Here is an 18,009-nt window from a genome sequence, read left to right as displayed (position 1 = left end):
GTGCCCGCGCGGGGGCCTCGCAGCCCTTGTCCTCCCCTGATCGATCCCCTAGGGAACCCCGAGGCCAAAGGTCAGCTCTCGGGCGGAGAGAACACCACGAGCACCCGCAGATCCTCGCTGATGTGGTGGAACTTGTGGGCGACCCCGGCCGGCACGTACACCACGCTGCCGCGCGCCACCTGCGTGGTCTCCATGCCGACGGTGATCTGGGCACGTCCGCTCACAACGAAGTAGACCTCGTCCTGGTTGTGCGGCTTCTGTGGATCGTGCTCGCCGGCGTTGAGCGCGTAGAGGCCGACCGACATGTTCCGCTCCCGCAGAAACTGCAGGTAGGCGCCCTCGTTGGCGGCGCGCTCCGCCTCCAGTTCGTCAAGCCGGAATGCCTTCATCGCTGTCGTCCGCCCTTGTCCCGGTGCTCATGGCCGATGTCGTCTGCCACGATCAGACACATGAAGAATTTCGTAGTCAAGACGATCGCCAACGCGGGCGCCCTGGCGGTCGCCGTCTGGCTGCTCGACAAGATCACCCTCACCGGTGACAGCACGGGCAAGAAGATCGGCACCCTGCTCCTCGTCGCGCTGATCTTCGGTGTGGTGAACTTCCTGGTCAAGCCGATAGTCAAGCTGCTGAGCCTGCCGCTGCTCATCCTGACGCTCGGCCTGTTCACGCTGGTCGTCAACGCGCTGATGCTGCTGCTGACCTCGTGGTTCGCCGACAAGCTCGACCTGAGCTTCCATGTCGAGGGCTTCTGGACGGCCGTCCTCGGCGGCCTGATCATCTCGATCGTCTCCTGGGCGCTCAACGTCGTCCTGCCCGACGGGGACTGAGCATCCGATGACCTACCGCGTCTGCTTCGTCTGTACCGGCAACATCTGCCGCTCGCCGATGGCCGAGTCCGTCTTCCGCGCCCGCGTGGAGGAGGCCGGGCTCGGCTCTGTGGTCGAGGTCGACAGCGCCGGCACCGGCGGCTGGCACGAGGGCGACCCGGCCGACCCGCGCACCGTCTCCGTCCTCGAGGAGCACGGCTACGACAGCCGCCACACCGCCCGGCAGTTCCAGCGGTCCTGGTTCGCCCATCTCGACCTCGTCATCGCTCTCGACACCGGCCATCTCAAGGCCCTGCGCCGCCTCGCGCCCTCGCCGGAGGACGCGGCGAAGGTGCGGCTGCTGCGTTCCTACGCCCACCCGTCGGCGAGTTCTTCGCAGGCCCCTTCTGGTTCCGCGGGCGAGGACCTGGACGTGCCGGACCCGTACTACGGCGGCAGGGACGGCTTCGAGGAGTGCCTCGAGATGGTGGAGGCGGCAAGCACAGGCCTGCTCGCAGCGGTCCGCGAGCAGGTGGAAGGACACGCGGCATGAGCGGCCCACAGGCGCGGGGGACGGCTTCCGGCGACGGAGACGGCACACGCGCGGTCCGGGCCGGCCTGCCCGAGCCGGCCAAGTATGAGCCGACCCTTCCGGGCCCGGTCTTCGCCGCCCACTACCACCTGCCGGGCGAGCCCACGGGGCCGTACACCTACGGCCGTGACGAGAACCCCACCTGGGCCCACCTGGAGCGCGCCGTCGGCGAGTTGGAGGCGCCAGGGGAGGACGGCGTGGAGACGCTGGTCTTCGCCTCGGGCATGGCCGCCATCTCGTCGGTGCTCTTCTCCCAACTGCGGACCGGGGACGCGGTCGTCCTGCCCAGCGACGGCTACCAGGCGCTGCCCCTCGTGCGCGCACAGCTGGAGGCGTACGGCATCGAGGTGCGCACGGCGCCGACCGGCGGGGACGCCCAGCTCGGCGTCCTGGACGGCGCGAAGCTGCTGTGGCTCGAGACCCCGTCGAACCCCGGCCTGGACGTGTGCGACATCCGGCGGCTCGTTTCGGAGGCCCACGCGCGTGGCGCCCTCGTCGCCGTCGACAACACGCTCGCCACGCCGCTCGGGCAGCGGCCGCTGGAGCTCGGAGCCGACTTCTCGGTGGCCAGCGGCACCAAGCAACTGACGGGACATGGCGACGTGCTGTTGGGATACGTCACCGGCCGCGACACCGAGGCCATGGCCGCCGTACGGCGCTGGCGCAAGATCGCCGGGGCGATTCCGGGACCCATGGAGGCCTGGCTGGCGCACCGTTCCCTCGCCACGCTCCATCTGCGTGTCGAGCGGCAGAACGCCAGTGCCCTGGCGGTCGCCGAGGCGCTGCGGGACTGGCCGGAGGAGCTCGGGGTGCGCTATCCGGGGATGGCCGGCGACCCCTCGCACCCGATCGCCTCCCAGCAGATGCGGCGCTATGGCTGCGTGGTGTCCTTCACGCTGCCCACGCGCGCGCGTGCCGAGCGTTTCCTGGATGCCCTGCGACTCGTCGACGACGCGACCAGCTTCGGCGGCGTGCGCTCCACGGCCGAACGTCGGGGACGTTGGGGCGGCGACGCCGTACCGGAGGGATTCATTCGCATGTCGGTCGGCGCGGAGGATCCCGAGGATCTGGTGGCGGATGTGCTGAGTGCGCTGGAAGAGTCAGCGCGGTGAGCGGGGCTTTACCTGCATCAGTCGGTGTCCGCATACGTCGAACGGGCGGTCCGAGCCTCCCCCCTCGTGGCTCGGACCGCCCTCGGTTCCGCGCGCGAAGAACCGCGCGAACAAGGCTAGTTGACTCTCTGTCAGTGTCCAATCACAGTAGCGACAGCGACCTATCGACTTATTTATAGTTGGGCCCTGCCCTGGGGGTGGGGAGAAGGGCGGGGAAGGGGAGGGTGTCGCATGGATCTGGCCTTGTTGCGCACCTTTGTGACCGTGCACCGGGCCGGCTCCTTCACCCGTGCCGCCGCGCTGCTCGGGCTGTCGCAGCCGGCCGTGACCTCGCAGATACGCACCCTCGAACGGCAGCTGGGCCGCCCCCTGTTCCTGCGGCAGGCCCGCGGGGTGACGCCGACGACCATCGGCGATGAACTCGCGCACAAGGCCGCGCCGCATCTCGACGCCCTGGTGGAGATAGCCGAGACCGGCCTCGACGACGAGTCCTCGTTACGAACCCTGCACCTGGCCGGCCCTCCCGAGTTCACCGCCGAGCGAGCCCTGCCCGCGCTCACCGAACTGACCGGCGAGGACAGCCAGGGATTCGCCCTGCGCGCGTCCTTCGGCAACGCCGAGGAGACCCTGGAAGGGCTCGCCGCCGGGCATCATGATTTGGCCATCAGTACGGCCCGTCCACGCGGCGCGCTGCTCACCGCGACTCCGCTCTGCGACGAGGAGCACATGCTTGTCGCCGCTCCCCGCTGGGTCGACCGAATCGGAGCGGGGCAGCTGCGGCACAAGGGAGCGCACGCGCTGGAGGAGGTTCCGGTGGTGGAAGTGCACGAGTCCCTCCCGTTCGTCTCCCGTTACTGGGCTTCGGTCTACGACTCCCGTCCCGCCGCCCCGGGCACCGTGATCGTCCCTGACCTGCGCGCGGTCCTCGCCTGCGCGGTCGCGGGGGCCGGCCTCGCGGTGCTGCCCCGCTATCTGTGCGCGGCCGCGCTGAAGCGCGGTGACGTCGTCGCCCTGCACGATCCGCCGGTGCCGCCGCTGCGGACTTACTTCCTGGTGGTCCGCACCGGCACGCTGGCGATGCCGCATATCGCGCGGGCTCATGAGTGGCTGCTGCGGGCTGCTACGGAGTGGGCCTGATACGGCTTTCGATGGGCCCGGGCAGGGCGGTTCGACAGGGCCTGAGCTGGGCATTCGACAGGCTCTGAGCTAGGCATTGGGCAGGCTCTGAGCTAGGCATTGGGCAGGGTCTGAGCCAGGGATCCGCGACCATCACAGCGCGAGCTCGACCGGTGACGTTTCGCGATGTTTCACGTGGAACCAGCGGGGCCACATTTCTCCCATGACCGTCCGACCCGTGGTCAAGCGCACCGCCCGCGCCGTCCTCCTGGACGGCGATGACCTGATCCTGATCAAGCGCACCAAGCCCGGTGTGGATCCCTACTGGCTCACGCCCGGGGGCGGGGTCGAGCCGACGGACGCGACTGTCGTCGACGCCCTGCACCGCGAGGTGTACGAGGAGCTCGGCGCCAAGATCGTCGACGTGGTGCCCTGCTTCGTCGACACCGTCGAGCACATCGGCGACGACGGCGGCGCGACCGGTGTGAAGGTGCAGCACTTCTTCGTCTGCCGCCTGGAGTCCATGGACCCGTCCTTGCGGCACGGGCCCGAGGTGGACGAGCCCATAGGCGAGTACGAGATCGTGCGGGTGCCGTTCACTCGGGTCGGGATCGCCTCGGTTCATCTCGTACCGCTGTCGCTGCGGCACTACCTGGACGGGAACATCGAGGGCGTACGCGCGATGCACGCCCCCGACCTGGGCTGATCCAACCGAAGGTCAGCTACCGGTGGCGACGAGTTCCTCCACCGAGTCATGCCGTATGCGCTCGGACGGGATGCCGCTGTCTCTCAGCGCGTCCACACCGCTGCGGATCATGCCCGGCGGTCCGGAGACGTAGGCGTCGTACTCGGTCCAGGGTCCGTACTCCCGTATGGCATCGGGTAGCTGGAGAAGTCCGTCCCGGTCCACCACCGGGCGGACCTGAAGCCACGGGTGGGACTGTCGGAGTCGGAGCATCGTGTCGATGTCGTACAGGTCCGTATCGCTGCGGGCGCCGTAGAAGACCTCGACCGGTCGCCGTTCGCCGTGCTCGGCGACATCCTCGATCAGCGCCTTGATGGGCGCTATGCCGGTTCCTCCGCCCAGGCAGAGCAGACCACTGTCCGTGGTGTGGTCCACGGTCATCGAACCGGCCGGCGGGCCGAGCCGGATGATGTCCCCCGGCCGGGCTCGGTGCACCAGCGCGTTGGAGACCCAACCGGCGGGCACGGCCTTCACATGGAACGTCAGCAGGCCGTCGGAGCGGGGCGCGGAGGCGAAGGAGTAATGCCGCCAGATCCGCGGCCACCAGGGCGTCTCCACGCTCGTGTACTGCCCGGCGAGGAAGGGATAGGGCTGGTCGGGGCGGACGGTGACGACCGCGATGTCCCGGGTCCGGAGGTCGTGCGCCACGACCTCCGCGTACCACCAGGCGGGGGCGCGTAGTTCGTCCGCCGCCGCAGCGTCGATCATGACCTGCGAGATCGTCGTGTACGCCCGGACCCAGGCGGCCTCCATCTCCGCGTCCCAGACGCCGTCGGCGTACTTGCTCAGCGCGCCGATGAGGCACTCTCCGACGGCCGGGTAGTGCTCGGCCCGGGTGCCGTACTTGCGGTGGCCGCGACCGAGGTTCTGCAGGTACTCGATGAGGACGGGCTTGTTGTCGATGTGCTCCGCCGCTGTGAGAAGGGCCTTGAGCAGCCGGTCCCGCTGGGTGTCCATCGCGGCCGGAAACAGGGAGCGCAGATCGGGGTGGCGTACGAAGAGCAGCGCGTAGAAGTACGAGGTGACCTTGTCGGCGACGGGGCCGACCTCAGCCATCGTCCGGCGGATCAGGATGGCGTCCGGAGAAGCGGCTTGAGGCGGGGCGGGGCGCTGCGCCGGAACGTGCAGTGGCGGGGAGAGCGGGGAGATGGAAGTGAGGCCCGATATCGCCGAGTGGGTTGTGGTGGCCTGGGTTGGGGCGGGAGGCGCCTGGCCTGGAGTCTGAGTCGGGGCGAAGACTGAGGCCGGCGGCTCTTGGTCTGGTGCCGCGGCAGCAGCCGAGGACTGGCCCGGAGGCGGTGCAAGGGTGGAGGACCGCCCCGGAGCCGGGCCACGGGCTGACGTCGGCTGGCCTGTGGCCGAGGCGGACGCCGGCGTGAACAGCGGGGGCGGCGACATGTAGCTCGGGGCAGAGGTGGCGGGAGGCGGTGTCGCGGCCGGTGCGCCTCGTTCCGGTGCGGGGTGCGCGGCGGGGGCCGGTGTGCCGGGATCCGAGCCGGCGTCCGCGGGGGCCTGCTCGGCCGGGCCGTCCGTCGTGACGGGCTGTGTGCCGTCCTGGGTCGGCGAGGCCATGCCCGCGCCTGTGGCCGTCCTGCCGACCGGACGCATCGCGGCCAGGCGGCGACCCTCGGCCGTCTCCTGTTCAGCGCTCGGAGTCGTCGCCGGCTGCTTGCGCGGCGTGAACCAGCCGCCCCCGCCGCCGGAAGTGCCGTTGTCGGCCGACGTGGTGGTCGGAGCGTCCATGGTGTGCCTCGCCTCGAACATCTTTCGGTCGGTCTGCGCACTTCCTCGGTTGGAAGGTGCCTGCTTCCCCCGTGACGGCTTGCTTCTCCCCGTTCGTTGCCGTGACCAATACGGCCACATTCAACCCGTATTCACACTCAGTACGGACAAGTAAGATAAGAGTGTGACATTGGCCGCAGTGCTCTCACCGAAGCCTCCCACCGCGAGTGGGCGCCTTGGCCGCAATACCCGAGAATGCGGGTCTTCGATCTCTCCGTCCCGTTAGGCTGCGTTACCTTGCGGCCGGTCCGCGCTGGGAGTCTGGATCACAGCTCGGAAACGAACCGGAGTCGACCCTACCGGCCGACGCCCCGATCACAAGTCCCCCCTTCCTCTCTCACGAATTGGGGCAGGCGGCGAACGCGTAGATCCTTCAATTACCGGCTGATGCGCACCAATTCATAGGCTTCCCACAGATCCGTCCCTATGTAGGAGTGGGTCGCGAGTCCGGCCAGCCGGTCGGCGATACGGACCTTTGCCGCCGCGCTGAGCACGCCTGACGGTCCACAGGCTGGCTGAACGGCACGGCTGGAAAGCGGAAACCGTACGCCGCGTGCGCTCCCCAGTCCGTCAGCCGCTCCACGAAGAAGGAGGGTGAAAGGGATAGGACGGCGCAGTAGTCGCCCTCTCCCCTGATCTCCGCCCAGACATCACGGATCCGGGCCAACCAAGGAGCACTTTCGAAGGCGGCCACAACATGAGCCTCAGTGAGACCCGCCCAGAGTGCGTTGGAGGTCGAAGAGGTGAAGTCTCGCCAGGGGCCTTGAGGCTAATCGGATGGGCTGTCGCTCCCGCGTCTCGACGAACGCTCACCGTACGCACCTGATGGGCGCCTACTGATGGACGCTCGTCGTTCGTCCATGTTTCACGTGAAACACCCAGCGTCGGTCGCCACGCTGTGCGGTGGCTCATGAGATGGCCAAAAGCTCGTACGTCTCCCCGGAAACGGCTGGACGACCAGGGCAGTCGTCAGACAGCCTGACCTGCGTGCCGACTCCTTCCCTCGCCGCTCTGCCCATCCGCCGTCTGACGCATCGCGACCTCACCGCCTGCGCTGACTTGTCCGAGGATCGGGGTTGGCCCCGTGAGGAACACAAGTGGGGATTCCTCCTCACCGCCGGGAGGGGATACGGCATCGACGACCCCGACGGCGGGCTCGTCAGCGCCTGTGTGGTCACGGAGTACGGGCCTCAGGGCCGTCCGGACCTGGGGGCCATCGGCATGGTCCTGGTCGCCGAGCGGCACGCCCGACGGGGCATCGGACGCCGGCTGATGCGTCACGTCATCTCCGCGATGGGCACGACCCCGCTGACACTGCATGCGACGCCGAACGGCCGACCGCTCTACGAGGAACTCGGCTTCAAGGCCACCGGCCGGGCGGAGATGCTGCGCGGGCACTTCCGCCGTGGTCCCTCGGTACCTGACGTCGCCACACGCGCGGCGACCGCCGAGGACCTGGCCGCGATCGTGCGGCTCGACGAAGAGGTGTTCGGCGCCGACCGCACGCACATCATCACGCGGCTCCCCGCTTTCACCGACCAGTTGCGCGTCGCCGAGGCCAACGGCCGGATCGTCGGCTACGCGGGCGCCTGGCCCAACATGGACACACAGGTCGTAGGCCCGCTGATCGCCCACGACACTGCTACCGCGAAGGCACTCATCGCCTCCCTCGCCGCCCACACCGACCGCCCCTTGCGCACCGATATCGACGTGCGCCACGAGGAGTTGCTGGCCTGGGCTAAGGAGCATGGTCTGGCCTCCGTCGCCTTCAACGCGGTCATGACGTACGGCATCTCGGAACTGCCCGGTGACTGGACCCGGCGATTCGCTCCGCTGACGGTGGCGGCGGGCTGACGCAGGCAGCTGCGGGCTGAGTCACGCTGCTGGGGGCTAAACCCCACACGAAGCGCCGGTCCCATTTCGGGGAACCGGCGCTTCGTCCGCGATAGGGCGGTGCTGTCAGCCGAGTGCCTCGATCGCAGCCGTCGCGAAGCGGTGGTCCTGCTCGGGTGCGCCACCGCCGACCCCGATGGCGCCGATCAGTCGGCCGTCTCGACGGATCGGCACACCGCCCGCGATGAAGAGCAGGGGCCGATCGAGCGCGGTGGGCAGGGTGTGGAAGAGGCCACCGGGCTGTACTGCGTCGACGAGGTCTGCGGTGGGGGCGTCGAGCTGGAGTGCCGTGTAGGCCTTGCGAGTGCTGGTCTCACCGGAGATCAGCACGGCTCGGTCGTCCCTCCGGAAGGCGAGCAGATGGCCTCCGGCGTCCAGGACGGTGACACTGACGGTCACCCGGGAGGCCTCGGCAGCCTGGTGAGCGGCGGCGACGAGGACGTCGGCGTCCTGGGTGGTCAGGGGGACGGTGACGGTGGCAGTGCTCATCGGGAGTTCTCCTTGCAGGGTGGTGCTGAGGTGGACGGCAGAGGGGCCGTTCGTGAGGGGGCGGCCCTGTCCCCGCACAGGGCTCGGCTCAGTGGTGTACGACGGCTCGTTGTTCGGCGGGCGTGGTGCCCGTGACGACGGCGCTGGTGGATGCTCTGTCGCGGCGCTCCAGTGCGGCCGAGAGGAACGCGAGAAGCAGCGCGGCGGCGGCGAGGGCGGCGCCGACCCAGTTGGGGGACGTGTAGCCGAATCCGGCCCCGATGACGAGACCCCCTAGCCAGGCGGACAGGGCATTACCGAGGTTGAAGGCGCCGATGTTCACGGCCGAGGCCAGCGTGGGGGCGCCGTGCGCCTGGTCGAGGACGCGCTTCTGCAGCGGAGGGACGGTGGCGAAGCCCAGGGCTCCGATCAGCGCGATCGTGACCGCCGCGAGGATCTTGTTCTGCGCGGTGACCGTGAAGAGCGCGAGCACGACGGCGAGAGCGCCCAGCGAGACGTACAGCATGGGCATCAGCGCGCGGTCGGCGTACTTGCCGCCGACCAGGTTGCCGCCGACCATACCGAGCCCGAACAGGACCAGTAGCCAGGTGACGGAGCCGTCGGCGAAGTCGGCGACATGAGTCATCATCGGCGCGATGTAGGTGATGGCCGCGAAGACGCCGCCGAACCCCAGGACCGTCATCGCCATGGCGAGCAGGACCTGGGCGTTCTTGAAGGCGGCGAGCTCGTGGCGCAGGCGTACGCCCTGCTGCTTGGGCATGTCCGGGACGAGCTTGGCGATACCCGCCAGGCCGACCAAGCCGAGGGCGGCGACGATGCCGAAGGTGACGCGCCAGCCGACGGACTGCCCGACGAACGTGCCCAGCGGGACGCCGACGACATTGGCCACGGTCAGGCCGGTGAACATCATCGCGATGGCCCCGGCCTTCTTGTCCGGGGCGACCAAGTCGGCCGCCACGACCGAGCCGATGCCGAAGAAGGCACCGTGGGCGAGCGAGGCGACCACACGGCCGATCAGCATGACGGCGAAAGCGGGAGCGACAGCGGACAGCAGGTTGCCGACGATGAACAGCCCCATCAGCAGCATCAGCATCCGCTTGCGGGAGACCTTGGTGCCGAGCACGGTCATCAAAGGAGCGCCGAGCACCACGCCGAGCGCGTAGCCGGTCACCAGGAACCCGGCAGTGGGGATGGAGACCCCGAAGTCGCCCGCGACCTCGGGCAGCAGGCCCATGATCACGAACTCGGTCGTTCCGATTCCGAAGGCCCCGATCGCGAGGGCCAAAAGCGCGAGAGGCATGAAGGGGTACACCTTCCCAAGAGATTGCAGGAGCGCTTTACGCTTGGAGACAATACTTGCGTACGCGGCATATTTGCAAGCGCAGGCAATTGCAGTTCTGCTCTACCTTGACCACACCGGGACGGAGGACACCGGCGCCATGACCGCCACGGACCCCGCGCTCACCGCCGTCACCCAGGGCTGGTGCGCCCTCTCCCTGCTGCACAGGAGGATCGAGGCGCACATCGAGCGCGCCTCGAACTCCTCGAAGAGGCACGCCCCACCAACGAGGCCGCGTTGCGCGAGGCCCTCGACGAAGCCGCGAAGAATCCCGAACTGGCCCCGCTGGTACGGGTCGTCGAGTCGCTCCCGGCTCCCGGCTCCCGGCTCCCGGCTCCCGGCTCCCGCATAGGCTGCGGGCATGGGAGATCTTGAGATACGCCCCGCTGTGGCCGATGACATTCCCGCGATCGTCGCGATGCTCGCGGACGATCCACTGGGTGCCCAGCGTGAGTCACCGGACGACCTGAGCCCCTACATGGCCGCACTGGAGCGGCTCAGCAGTGACCCGAACCAGCACCTGGTCGTCGCCGTCCGCGAGAGCCGTGTCGTCGGCACACTCCAGCTCACGGTCATTCCCGGGCTGTCGCGGCGCGGCTCCACCAGGTCGATCATCGAAGCCGTACGCATCCACGCCGACGAGCGAGGCAGCGGCCTGGGCACACAGCTCATCGAGTGGGCGATCGAGGAATCCCGTCGGCAGAACTGCCAGCTGGTGCAGCTGACCTCCGACAAGAGCCGTACGGACGCCCACCGCTTCTATGAGCGGCTCGGTTTCACGGCCTCACACGTAGGCTTCAAGATCCAGTTGTGAAACGGTGAGTGCGCCTGTTTCACGTGAAACAGGCGCACTCGCCAGACCCTCAGAAGGAGCTGCTGCCCCGCCACCCGTCGGGATCCACACCTCCCGGTACCGCGGCCCCCTCGTCATACGGCTGACGCGTGAAGACGAACGACCCGAGGTCCAGATGGTCCAGCGCCCCGTCCGGCCGCCGTACGGCCTTCAGGAGCTCGCTGGCGTAGTAGCCCTCCAGGCCCGTCCATGTGCCGTCGCCGTTGGGACGGAAACGCGAGCGGCGCCCCTTGCCGGACAGCGGCTCCAGCGAGACGAGTCCGTCGGAGGTCAGCCGTAGGGCGAAGGGGTGTGTTCCCCAGTACCACTGGCCCGCCAACTCCAGGACCTCCGCATCGACCTCAGGCATCGGCCGCCACGACTCGGGAATACGCGGCTCGGCCTCGGCGACGATACGGACGAGGTCGGCGGCGACGAGGGAGACCAGTGGTCCGGAGGTGCAGTTGGCCAGCACGACGGCCGCGACGTCGTCTTCCACGCTGATGGTCAGACTCGCCAGGAAGCCCGGCAATGACCCGCCATGCCCCACGAGGAGCCGTCCGTCCCGGTACTGGATCTGCATCCCCAGGCCGTACGCCGCGCCCTCCACCACGTCGGCGGCTTCGGGCGGCGCCGCAGGGGTCCGCATCTCCCGCACGGACTCAGCGCTCAGCACCCGGTCGTCGCCGCCGGCCAGGAGGACGGCGAACCGTGCCAAGTCGTCGGTGGTGGACCACAGTTGACCAGCCGGTGCCATCCGTCCGAGATCTTCGATGGGCTCGGGAAGCATCACATCGGCCCAAGGATGCACGGCCCAGCCTCCCGCGTGGGGTGCCTGCGGTCGCGTACTCGTGCGCTTCAGGCCCAGGGGTTCGATCACTTCACGCCGGAGTACCTCCTCCCATGGAGCCCCACGCAGCTTCTCGACCAGCGCACCCAGCAGCGTGTAGCCGGGATTCGAGTAGTGGAACCGGCGCCCGGACGGATGCAGGAAGGGCTGCTCACCCAGAACGTCGGAGAGCTCGGGCCGCAGTGATCCGGAGGTCCGTTCCCACCACGGCGCCGGCGACTCGGCCGCCAACCCACTGGTGTGTGCGAGCAGTTCGGCAACGGTGGCCTCCCCCGCGTCCGTGCCCGGCAGATGTTTCTCCAGCGGGTCACCGAGGTCGAGCAGGCCCTCGTCACGCTGCCGCAGGACGAGAACGGCGGTGAAGGTCTTAGTGATCGAACCGATTCGGTACTGCACATTCTCATCCGGCGCGTGCCCCTCCATCGAGGTGCGCGAGCCATGCCACACGGCTCTGCCGTCCCGTACGACCGCGGCGACCAACGAGGGGGCACGCCCTTCGGCCTGGGCCACGGCGATGCGGTGCAGCAGTGCCCGACGCGTGGCGGGGAGCAACTCATCCTGGGAAATCGTCATGCCCCAGTCCACCACCTTTCCGTGGCGTCGGGCCTGTGCGGAATGTACGACCCCGCTGACAGCGGCGAACAGGGTCATTCCACCGGTCCCGAGGACACTGTCAGCGACCATGGCGAGGTCGAGGCGGCCTACCTTCAGGCGGTCGCTGCCTTCGCCGCGGACACCGGCGTCGATCACCTCGTCGTACGCGAACCGCAGATTCCGTCCCTCGCGCACTTCGGTGTCGAGCCTCCCGTAGACGGTTTCGGGCTGGAAGGGCTCTTCCCGTCCGGCCAGGCCGGCTTCCACGACGGGGCACAGGTGCCGCTCGATATCGCGCTGGAGTTGGTGCGGGTCATGCTGCGAGACAGCGGTGCCTGGTGCCGGCTGGAGGCGGAGGAAACGTTCACGGTCCATGTGGGGTGGGACCAGTGCCTCTACATCAGCAGCAGCCGACCTTGCGAGGAAGCAGTGGCCCGCACCCGCGAGCTCGGGCTGTTCCCAGAGCGCCTGGCCGTCTCCCCGTACGCCTTCGAGGCGGAGGAAGAACAAGACATCCAGAGGCCCGGAGATGACGGCTTCTGGGCAGACCTGCGCAGGGCAGTCGCCGCCGGCCATGCAGGAATCCTGGAAGAGACGTATCTGGAAGGCGCCTCACGATGGCACCGCCTCACCAGCGACACCATCGACCCGGTTCGCGCCGGACTGGCTCCCCGGGCCCATCTCGCTGTCTGGCCACCCCTGTCCACCGACATCGATGCCGTCCTGAGAGCCCTCCCCGCTGATGGTCTCATCGAAGGCGTGTGGCACGGCGACGACGGCCTCATAGTGCCGTCGCCGACGAGGACGAGTTCCCGGAACTGACCGCCCGGATATCCAGAGCCCGCGCTGCCGCGCTCCTGTCTGTAAATGCGGGGGAACGTATGCCTCTATGTACTGCGGTTATGCCCGACAGCGCCGGAGTCGTACGGGCTCGTTGGCGAACCAAGTCGACGCCAAGCGACCGAGACTGGGCCCGGACCTGAGACTGTGAAGTCAACCGCGAGGTATGACAGAGCTGGTATCAGGTCTGCGCCATGTCCACGAACCGCGAGTAGTGGCCCTGGAAGGCGACCGTGATCGTCGCCGTCGGACCGTTACGGTGCTTGCCCACGATGATGTCCGCCTCGCCCGCGCGGGGCGACTCCTTCTCGTAGGCGTCCTCGCGATGCAGCAGGATCACCATGTCGGCGTCCTGCTCGATGGAGCCGGACTCACGCAGGTCGGACACCATCGGTTTCTTGTCGGTGCGCTGCTCGGGTCCACGGTTGAGCTGCGAGAGCGCGATCACCGGGACCTCCAGCTCCTTGGCCAGGAGCTTGAGGTTACGGGACATGTCCGAGACCTCCTGCTGACGGCTCTCGGATCGTTTTGAACCACCGGACTGCATCAGCTGGAGATAGTCGATGATCACGAGCTTGATGTCGTTGCGCTGCTTCAGCCGACGGCACTTCGCGCGGATCTCCATCATCGACAGGTTCGGTGAGTCGTCGATGTAGAGCGGAGCCGCCGACACCTCCGGCATCCGGCGCGCCAGGCGTGTCCAGTCCTCGTCCGTCATGGTGCCGGAGCGCATGTGATGCAGGGCCACACGGGCCTCGGCCGACAGCAGACGCATCGCGATCTCGTTGCGTCCCATTTCGAGGGAGAAGATGACGCTCGCCAGGTTGTGCTTGATCGACGCCGCCCGGGCGAAGTCCAGCGCGAGCGTGGACTTACCCATGGCCGGACGTGCCGCGATGACGATCATCTGGCCCGGGTGCAGGCCGTTGGTGAGCGAGTCGAGGTCGGTGAACCCCGTGGGCACACCGGTCATCTCGCCACTGCGGGAGCCGATGGCCTCGATCTCGTCGAGCGCGCCCTCCATGATGTCGCCGAGCGGCAGATAGTCCTCGCTGGTGCGCTGCTCAGTGACCGCATAGATCTCGGCCTGGGCGCGGTTGACGATCTCGTCGACGTCGTCGTCGGCCGCGTATCCCATCTGCGTGATGCGGGTGCCGGCCTCGACCAGGCGGCGCAGCACGGCGCGCTCATGGACGATCTCCGCGTAGTACTCGGCATTCGCCGCCGTCGGCACCGTCTGGACCAGGGTGTGGAGATACGAGGCGCCGCCGACCTTGTTGATCTCTCCGCGTTTGGTGAGCTCGGCGGCGATGGTGATGGGGTCGGCCGGCTCGCCCTTGGCGTAGACGTCGAGGATCGCCTGGAAGATCGTCTCGTGCGCGGGCTTGTAGAAATCGTGGCCCTTGAGGACCTCGACCACGTCGGCGATGGCGTCCTTGGACAGGAGCATTCCGCCGAGGACGGACTGCTCGGCATCAAGATCCTGCGGCGGTACCCGCTCGAAGGCCGAGCCGCCGCCTTCCCACTCGCCGTTGTCCCGGCCACGGTCATGCTGCTCGTCGCGTGCTCGGCCACCGTCACCGCGTCGGCGGGAGGCGGGCAGACGATCGCTGGGACCGCTGTCGGCCCACGGATCGTCCAAGGGCTCGGAAATGCTCACCGAGCCACCTCCTCCCGTCCGCAGAGCGGACCCTCGCCGTGCCCCTCTGTTCTACGGCACGCCACTGACAAATAAGAGGCCCAACTCCGGTTCTGGCACGTCGGTTTTGTGACGCTTTCACGGCCGACAGACGGAGCGGGCGCCGGACTACGGTAGGCCCGCGGGCACCGTCAGCCAATCTGGTTATCCACAGGCCATGTGGACGACGGCCCGGATGCTGTGGAGAACTCCGTAAAACCTGTGCACGACACGGTGGACAGCCCTGTGAACAAGCTCCGCGCGATTCCCGGGGAGCTGCCTTGACCTGCGGGTTTGCCGTCCACCGGCTGTGCAGAAGAAAAACTTCCCCAGTCGGACCAAGATCGCTTCGTACGGTGCGAGGAAGCACACACGACGAGACGGTCTGTAAGGGTCACTATTCCATTGCATCTCTTACCTGTGGACGATTAGATTGGTGGCCATGACACAGGCTCCCGCGACTCCCAAGGCCGCCCGGCGACAGCACGACCGAGAGATCGTCGCACTGGCCGTCCCGGCCTTCGGCGCACTCGTCGCCGAGCCCCTCTTCGTCATGGTCGACAGCGCGATCGTCGGACATCTCGGCACCGCACAGCTCGCCGGGCTCGGGGTCGCCTCGGCCCTCCTCATGACAGCCGTCAGCGTCTTCGTCTTCCTCGCCTATGCCACCACGGCGGCCGTCGCCCGACGCGTAGGAGCCGGCGACCTACAAGCCGCCATCCGCCAGGGCATGGACGGCATCTGGCTGGCGCTCCTTCTCGGCGCGGCAGTCATAGCAGTCGTCCTCCCCACAGCTCCGTTCCTCGTGGAACTCTTCGGCGCCTCGGACACCGCAGCTCCTTACGCGACCACCTATCTACGGATCTCGGCACTCGGCATCCCGGCCATGCTCGTCGTGCTCGCCGCCACCGGCGTTCTGCGCGGCATGCAGGACACCAAGACGCCCCTCTACGTTGCCGTCGCAGGCTTCGTCGCCAACGCCGCGCTCAACGCGGGCCTCGTCTATGGCGCCGACCTCGGCATCGCAGGTTCCGCGTGGGGCACCGTCATCGCCCAATGCGGCATGGCTGCGGCTTACCTCGTGGTCGTCATCCGCGGCGCCCGTGAGCACGGCGCCTCCCTGCGCCCCGACGTGGCGGGGATAAGAGCCTCGGCACAAGCCGGAGTGCCCCTCCTGGTCCGCACCCTCTCGCTACGGGCAATTCTGATGATTGCCACGGCTGTCGCAGCCCGCCTCGGGGACGCCGACATCGCGGCGCACCAGATCATCCTGTCGCTCTGGAGCCTGCTCGCCTTCGCGCTGGACGCCATCGCCATCGCCGGGCAGGCCATCATCGGACGGTATCTCGGTGCCAACGACGCCGAGGGCGCCCGGGCCGCCTGCCGTCGGATGGTGGAGTGGGGCATCGCGGCCGGCGTAGCACTCGGACTGCTCGTGGTGATCTCACGCCCAGCCTTCCTGCCGTTGTTCACGAGCGACTCCTCGGTCACGGACACTGCCCTGCCCGCCCTGGTGATCGTGGCGCTCTCCCAGCCGATCTGCGGCGTCGTCTTCGTCCTGGACGGCGTGCTGATGGGAGCGGGCGATGGCCCCTACCTGGCCTGGGCCATGGTGGTCACCCTTGCGGTCTTCACTCCGATCGCGCTGCTCGTCCCCGTGCTCGGCGGCGGACTCACCGCGCTCTGGGGAGCGATGACGCTGATGATGGCGGTGCGCATGCTGACGCTCTGGCTACGCGCCCGTTCGGGCCGCTGGGTCGTCACGGGAGCGACCCACTGACCGTTTCACGTGAAACAGCGTGTTTCACGTGAAACGAACTCGACCGTGCCGACACGGAGAAGCCACAGCGAAGGGGCCGTACCCCAACGGGTACGGCCCCTTCGTTCAGCTGTTCAAGCCGAGCGCAGCTATCAGGCCGCGATGACCTCGATGTTGACCTTAGCGGCAACCTCGGGGTGCAGACGCACAGACGTCTCGTGGGCGCCCAGGGTCTTGATCGGCGCACCGAGCTCGATGCGGCGCTTGTCGACCTCGGGGCCACCAGCAGCCTTGATCGCGGAAGCGATGTCGGCCGGGGTCACAGAACCGAAGAGACGACCGGCGTCGCCGGAACGAACGGCCAGACGGACCTTGACCGCCTCGAGCTGGCCCTTGATCTGGTTGGCCTGCTCGATGGTCTGGATCTCGTGGATCTTGCGAGCACGACGGATCTGCTCGACGTCCTTCTCGCCACCCTTGGTCCAGCGGATAGCGAACTTCCGCGGGATCAGGTAGTTGCGAGCGTAACCGTCCTTGACGTCGACGACGTCGCCCGCAGCACCGAGGCCGGAGACCTCGTGGGTGAGGATGATCTTCATTAGTCGGTCACCCTTCCCTTAGCGCGCGGTGGACGTGTAGGGCAGCAGCGCCATCTCACGGCTGTTCTTGACGGCCGTGGCGACGTCACGCTGGTGCTGCGTGCAGTTGCCGGTCACGCGGCGGGCACGGATCTTGCCACGGTCGGAAATGAACTTCCGCAGCATGTTCGTGTCCTTGTAGTCCACGTACGTGACCTTGTCCTTGCAGAAAGCGCAGACCTTCTTCTTCGGCTTGCGCACAGGCGGCTTCGCCATGGTGATTCTCCTGTGTGATCAAGAAGTTTGGGTACGACCCGCCCTCTGACCCGGACCGACCCGGAGGCCGAGCCCAAAGGCCTAGAAGGGGGGCTCGTCCGAGTAGCCGCCGCCCTGGCCGCCGCCGGAGTTTCCACCCCAGCCGCCGCCACCGCCCTGCTGGCCACCGGCGGGAGCGCCGGTTGCCCACGGGTCGTCGGCGGGAGCGCCGCCGCCCTGCTGACCGCCGCCGGGGCCACCGCCCCAGCCGCCGCCACCCTGGCCGCCACCGCCGCCGTAACCACCCTGGCCACCGCGAGCGCCACCGGCGGTCTTGGTGACCTTGGCCGTGGCGTTGCGGAGGCTGGCGCCGACTTCCTCGACGTCCAGCTCGTAGACCGTGCGCTTGACGCCCTCACGGTCCTCGTAGGACCGCTGCTTCAGCCGGCCCTGCACGATGACGCGCATGCCTCGCTGGAGCGACTCGGCGACGTTCTCCGCCGCCTGACGCCAGACCGAGCAGGTCAGGAAGAGGCTTTCGCCGTCCTTCCACTCGTTCGTCTGGCGGTCGAAGGTGCGGGGGGTGGACGCGACACGGAACTTCGCGACCGCCGCACCGGACGGGGTGAAGCGCAGCTCGGGGTCATCGACAAGATTGCCGACGACCGTGATGACGGTCTCGCCTGCCATGGGGGAACCTCTCGGCGGGTTTGCTCTGGCTGCTTGCTACTCGAATCCCGGGATCAGCT

Annotated in this window: 18 protein-coding genes and 2 pseudogenes; 10 read left to right on the top strand and 10 right to left on the bottom strand. The window is 68.2% G+C overall.

The annotated features are described in order from the left end of the window. Window positions 1-71: 71 nt before the first annotated feature. The gene (locus IF78_RS0124845) at window positions 72-389 is read right to left on the bottom strand and encodes a cupin domain-containing protein (RefSeq protein WP_019755167.1); all 318 of its coding nucleotides are present in this window, start codon (window positions 387-389) and stop codon (window positions 72-74) included. Window positions 390-449: 60 nt separating this feature from the next. Between IF78_RS0124845 and IF78_RS0124840 the strand changes: the two genes are divergently transcribed. From IF78_RS0124840 to IF78_RS0124820, 5 genes are all read left to right on the top strand, one after another. Further along, window positions 450-827 carry a phage holin family protein gene (locus tag IF78_RS0124840; RefSeq protein WP_031484718.1) on the top strand — a complete coding sequence of 126 codons (378 nt, stop codon included), beginning with the start codon at window positions 450-452 and terminating at the stop codon, window positions 825-827. A 7-nt stretch (window positions 828-834) separates the two neighbouring features. After that, window positions 835-1,359, top strand: coding sequence for a low molecular weight protein-tyrosine-phosphatase (locus IF78_RS0124835; RefSeq protein ID WP_031484716.1), 525 nt, complete (start codon window positions 835-837; stop codon window positions 1,357-1,359). Further along, entirely contained in the window at window positions 1,356-2,510 is a 1,155-nt protein-coding gene (locus IF78_RS0124830; protein ID WP_031484714.1) for a cystathionine gamma-lyase, read from the top strand. The genes IF78_RS0124835 and IF78_RS0124830 overlap by 4 nt, the downstream gene beginning before the upstream one ends. 231 nt (window positions 2,511-2,741) lie before the next feature. After that, window positions 2,742-3,647, top strand: coding sequence for a LysR family transcriptional regulator (locus tag IF78_RS0124825; RefSeq protein ID WP_031484713.1), 906 nt, complete (start codon window positions 2,742-2,744; stop codon window positions 3,645-3,647). A gap of 202 nt (window positions 3,648-3,849) precedes the next feature. Continuing rightward, on the top strand, window positions 3,850-4,332 hold the full coding sequence (locus tag IF78_RS0124820) for an NUDIX domain-containing protein (RefSeq protein ID WP_031484711.1): 483 nt from the start codon (window positions 3,850-3,852) through the stop codon (window positions 4,330-4,332). A gap of 12 nt (window positions 4,333-4,344) precedes the next feature. Here IF78_RS0124820 and IF78_RS46410 read toward each other — a convergent pair whose 3' ends face one another. Together IF78_RS46410 and IF78_RS49790 are read right to left on the bottom strand one after the other, a co-directional pair. Next, entirely contained in the window at window positions 4,345-6,135 is a 1,791-nt protein-coding gene (locus tag IF78_RS46410; protein ID WP_078662573.1) for a globin domain-containing protein, read from the bottom strand. Window positions 6,136-6,530: 395 nt separating this feature from the next. Continuing rightward, window positions 6,531-6,880, bottom strand: a pseudogene (locus tag IF78_RS49790) (hydrolase); the annotation flags it as partial. A gap of 260 nt (window positions 6,881-7,140) precedes the next feature. Between IF78_RS49790 and IF78_RS0124805 the strand changes: the two are divergent. Next, window positions 7,141-8,007, top strand: a complete 867-nt coding sequence (locus tag IF78_RS0124805) for a GNAT family N-acetyltransferase (RefSeq protein ID WP_031484706.1) — start codon at window positions 7,141-7,143, stop codon at window positions 8,005-8,007. Window positions 8,008-8,112: 105 nt separating this feature from the next. Here the strand turns inward: IF78_RS0124805 and IF78_RS0124800 are convergent, their stop codons facing one another. Then, on the bottom strand, window positions 8,113-8,535 hold the full coding sequence (locus IF78_RS0124800; RefSeq protein ID WP_031484705.1) for a GlcG/HbpS family heme-binding protein: 423 nt from the start codon (window positions 8,533-8,535) through the stop codon (window positions 8,113-8,115). Between the two features lie 88 nt (window positions 8,536-8,623). Further along, the gene (locus IF78_RS0124795) at window positions 8,624-9,835 is read right to left on the bottom strand and encodes an MFS transporter (RefSeq protein WP_031484703.1); all 1,212 of its coding nucleotides are present in this window, start codon (window positions 9,833-9,835) and stop codon (window positions 8,624-8,626) included. A 139-nt stretch (window positions 9,836-9,974) separates the two neighbouring features. On the opposite strand from IF78_RS0124795, the pseudogene IF78_RS46405 reads away from it, so the two are divergent. Together IF78_RS46405 and IF78_RS0124785 are read left to right on the top strand one after the other, a co-directional pair. After that, window positions 9,975-10,249, top strand: a pseudogene (locus IF78_RS46405) (hypothetical protein). Next, the gene (locus IF78_RS0124785) at window positions 10,236-10,688 is read left to right on the top strand and encodes a GNAT family N-acetyltransferase (protein ID WP_031484701.1); all 453 of its coding nucleotides are present in this window, start codon (window positions 10,236-10,238) and stop codon (window positions 10,686-10,688) included. Before IF78_RS46405 ends, IF78_RS0124785 begins: the two are co-directional and overlap by 14 nt. 49 nt (window positions 10,689-10,737) lie before the next feature. On the opposite strand, the gene IF78_RS0124780 is transcribed toward IF78_RS0124785, so the two are convergent. Then, window positions 10,738-12,129: a serine hydrolase domain-containing protein gene (locus tag IF78_RS0124780; protein WP_031484699.1), complete on the bottom strand. Its 1,392-nt coding sequence runs from the start codon at window positions 12,127-12,129 to the stop codon at window positions 10,738-10,740. A 42-nt stretch (window positions 12,130-12,171) separates the two neighbouring features. Between IF78_RS0124780 and IF78_RS43880 the strand changes: the two genes are divergently transcribed. After that, entirely contained in the window at window positions 12,172-12,972 is an 801-nt protein-coding gene (locus IF78_RS43880; protein ID WP_234439881.1) for an RNA-binding protein, read from the top strand. 199 nt (window positions 12,973-13,171) lie between these two features. Here the strand turns inward: IF78_RS43880 and dnaB are convergent, their stop codons facing one another. Continuing rightward, window positions 13,172-14,650 (bottom strand): replicative DNA helicase, encoded by a 1,479-nt coding sequence (gene dnaB / locus IF78_RS0124770; RefSeq protein WP_031484697.1) that lies wholly within the window; start codon window positions 14,648-14,650, stop codon window positions 13,172-13,174. Between the two features lie 460 nt (window positions 14,651-15,110). On the opposite strand from dnaB, the gene IF78_RS0124765 reads away from it, so the two are divergent. Continuing rightward, on the top strand, window positions 15,111-16,448 hold the full coding sequence (locus IF78_RS0124765) for an MATE family efflux transporter (RefSeq protein ID WP_078662578.1): 1,338 nt from the start codon (window positions 15,111-15,113) through the stop codon (window positions 16,446-16,448). 131 nt (window positions 16,449-16,579) lie between these two features. On the opposite strand, the gene rplI is transcribed toward IF78_RS0124765, so the two are convergent. The 3 genes from rplI to IF78_RS0124750 form a co-directional block, all read right to left on the bottom strand. Next, complete coding sequence (gene rplI, locus IF78_RS0124760) at window positions 16,580-17,026, bottom strand: 50S ribosomal protein L9 (RefSeq protein WP_019760035.1); 447 nt, start codon at window positions 17,024-17,026, stop codon at window positions 16,580-16,582. An 18-nt stretch (window positions 17,027-17,044) separates the two neighbouring features. Beyond that, window positions 17,045-17,281: a 30S ribosomal protein S18 gene (gene rpsR / locus IF78_RS0124755; RefSeq protein WP_003949403.1), complete on the bottom strand. Its 237-nt coding sequence runs from the start codon at window positions 17,279-17,281 to the stop codon at window positions 17,045-17,047. A gap of 81 nt (window positions 17,282-17,362) precedes the next feature. After that, window positions 17,363-17,950 carry a single-stranded DNA-binding protein gene (locus IF78_RS0124750; protein ID WP_031484690.1) on the bottom strand — a complete coding sequence of 196 codons (588 nt, stop codon included), beginning with the start codon at window positions 17,948-17,950 and terminating at the stop codon, window positions 17,363-17,365. Window positions 17,951-18,009: the final 59 nt, after the last annotated feature.

The organism is Streptomyces bicolor (assembly GCF_000719285.1).
Lineage (GTDB): Bacteria > Actinomycetota > Actinomycetes > Streptomycetales > Streptomycetaceae > Streptomyces > Streptomyces bicolor.
This window is presented reverse-complemented; position numbering and strand designations above follow the sequence as displayed.

Excerpts from the sequence above, each read along its gene's own strand:
- rplI (WP_019760035.1), bottom strand. The coding sequence starts at position 17,026 with ATGAAGATCATCCTCACCCACGAGGTCTCCGGCCTCGGTGCTGCGGGC.
- IF78_RS0124845 (WP_019755167.1), bottom strand. The coding sequence starts at position 389 with ATGAAGGCATTCCGGCTTGACGAACTGGAGGCGGAGCGCGCCGCCAAC.
- IF78_RS0124820 (WP_031484711.1), top strand. The coding sequence starts at position 3,850 with ATGACCGTCCGACCCGTGGTCAAGCGCACCGCCCGCGCCGTCCTCCTG.
- IF78_RS0124835 (WP_031484716.1), top strand. The coding sequence starts at position 835 with ATGACCTACCGCGTCTGCTTCGTCTGTACCGGCAACATCTGCCGCTCG.
- IF78_RS0124840 (WP_031484718.1), top strand. The coding sequence starts at position 450 with ATGAAGAATTTCGTAGTCAAGACGATCGCCAACGCGGGCGCCCTGGCG.
- IF78_RS0124750 (WP_031484690.1), bottom strand. The coding sequence starts at position 17,950 with ATGGCAGGCGAGACCGTCATCACGGTCGTCGGCAATCTTGTCGATGAC.
- IF78_RS0124800 (WP_031484705.1), bottom strand. The coding sequence starts at position 8,535 with ATGAGCACTGCCACCGTCACCGTCCCCCTGACCACCCAGGACGCCGAC.
- rpsR (WP_003949403.1), bottom strand. The coding sequence starts at position 17,281 with ATGGCGAAGCCGCCTGTGCGCAAGCCGAAGAAGAAGGTCTGCGCTTTC.
- IF78_RS0124825 (WP_031484713.1), top strand. The coding sequence starts at position 2,742 with ATGGATCTGGCCTTGTTGCGCACCTTTGTGACCGTGCACCGGGCCGGC.
- IF78_RS0124830 (WP_031484714.1), top strand. The coding sequence starts at position 1,356 with ATGAGCGGCCCACAGGCGCGGGGGACGGCTTCCGGCGACGGAGACGGC.
- IF78_RS43880 (WP_234439881.1), top strand. The coding sequence starts at position 12,172 with ATGTACGACCCCGCTGACAGCGGCGAACAGGGTCATTCCACCGGTCCC.
- IF78_RS0124785 (WP_031484701.1), top strand. The coding sequence starts at position 10,236 with ATGGGAGATCTTGAGATACGCCCCGCTGTGGCCGATGACATTCCCGCG.
- IF78_RS0124795 (WP_031484703.1), bottom strand. The coding sequence starts at position 9,835 with ATGCCTCTCGCGCTTTTGGCCCTCGCGATCGGGGCCTTCGGAATCGGA.
- IF78_RS46410 (WP_078662573.1), bottom strand. The coding sequence starts at position 6,135 with ATGTTCGAGGCGAGGCACACCATGGACGCTCCGACCACCACGTCGGCC.
- IF78_RS0124765 (WP_078662578.1), top strand. The coding sequence starts at position 15,111 with ATGACACAGGCTCCCGCGACTCCCAAGGCCGCCCGGCGACAGCACGAC.
- IF78_RS0124780 (WP_031484699.1), bottom strand. The coding sequence starts at position 12,129 with ATGACGATTTCCCAGGATGAGTTGCTCCCCGCCACGCGTCGGGCACTG.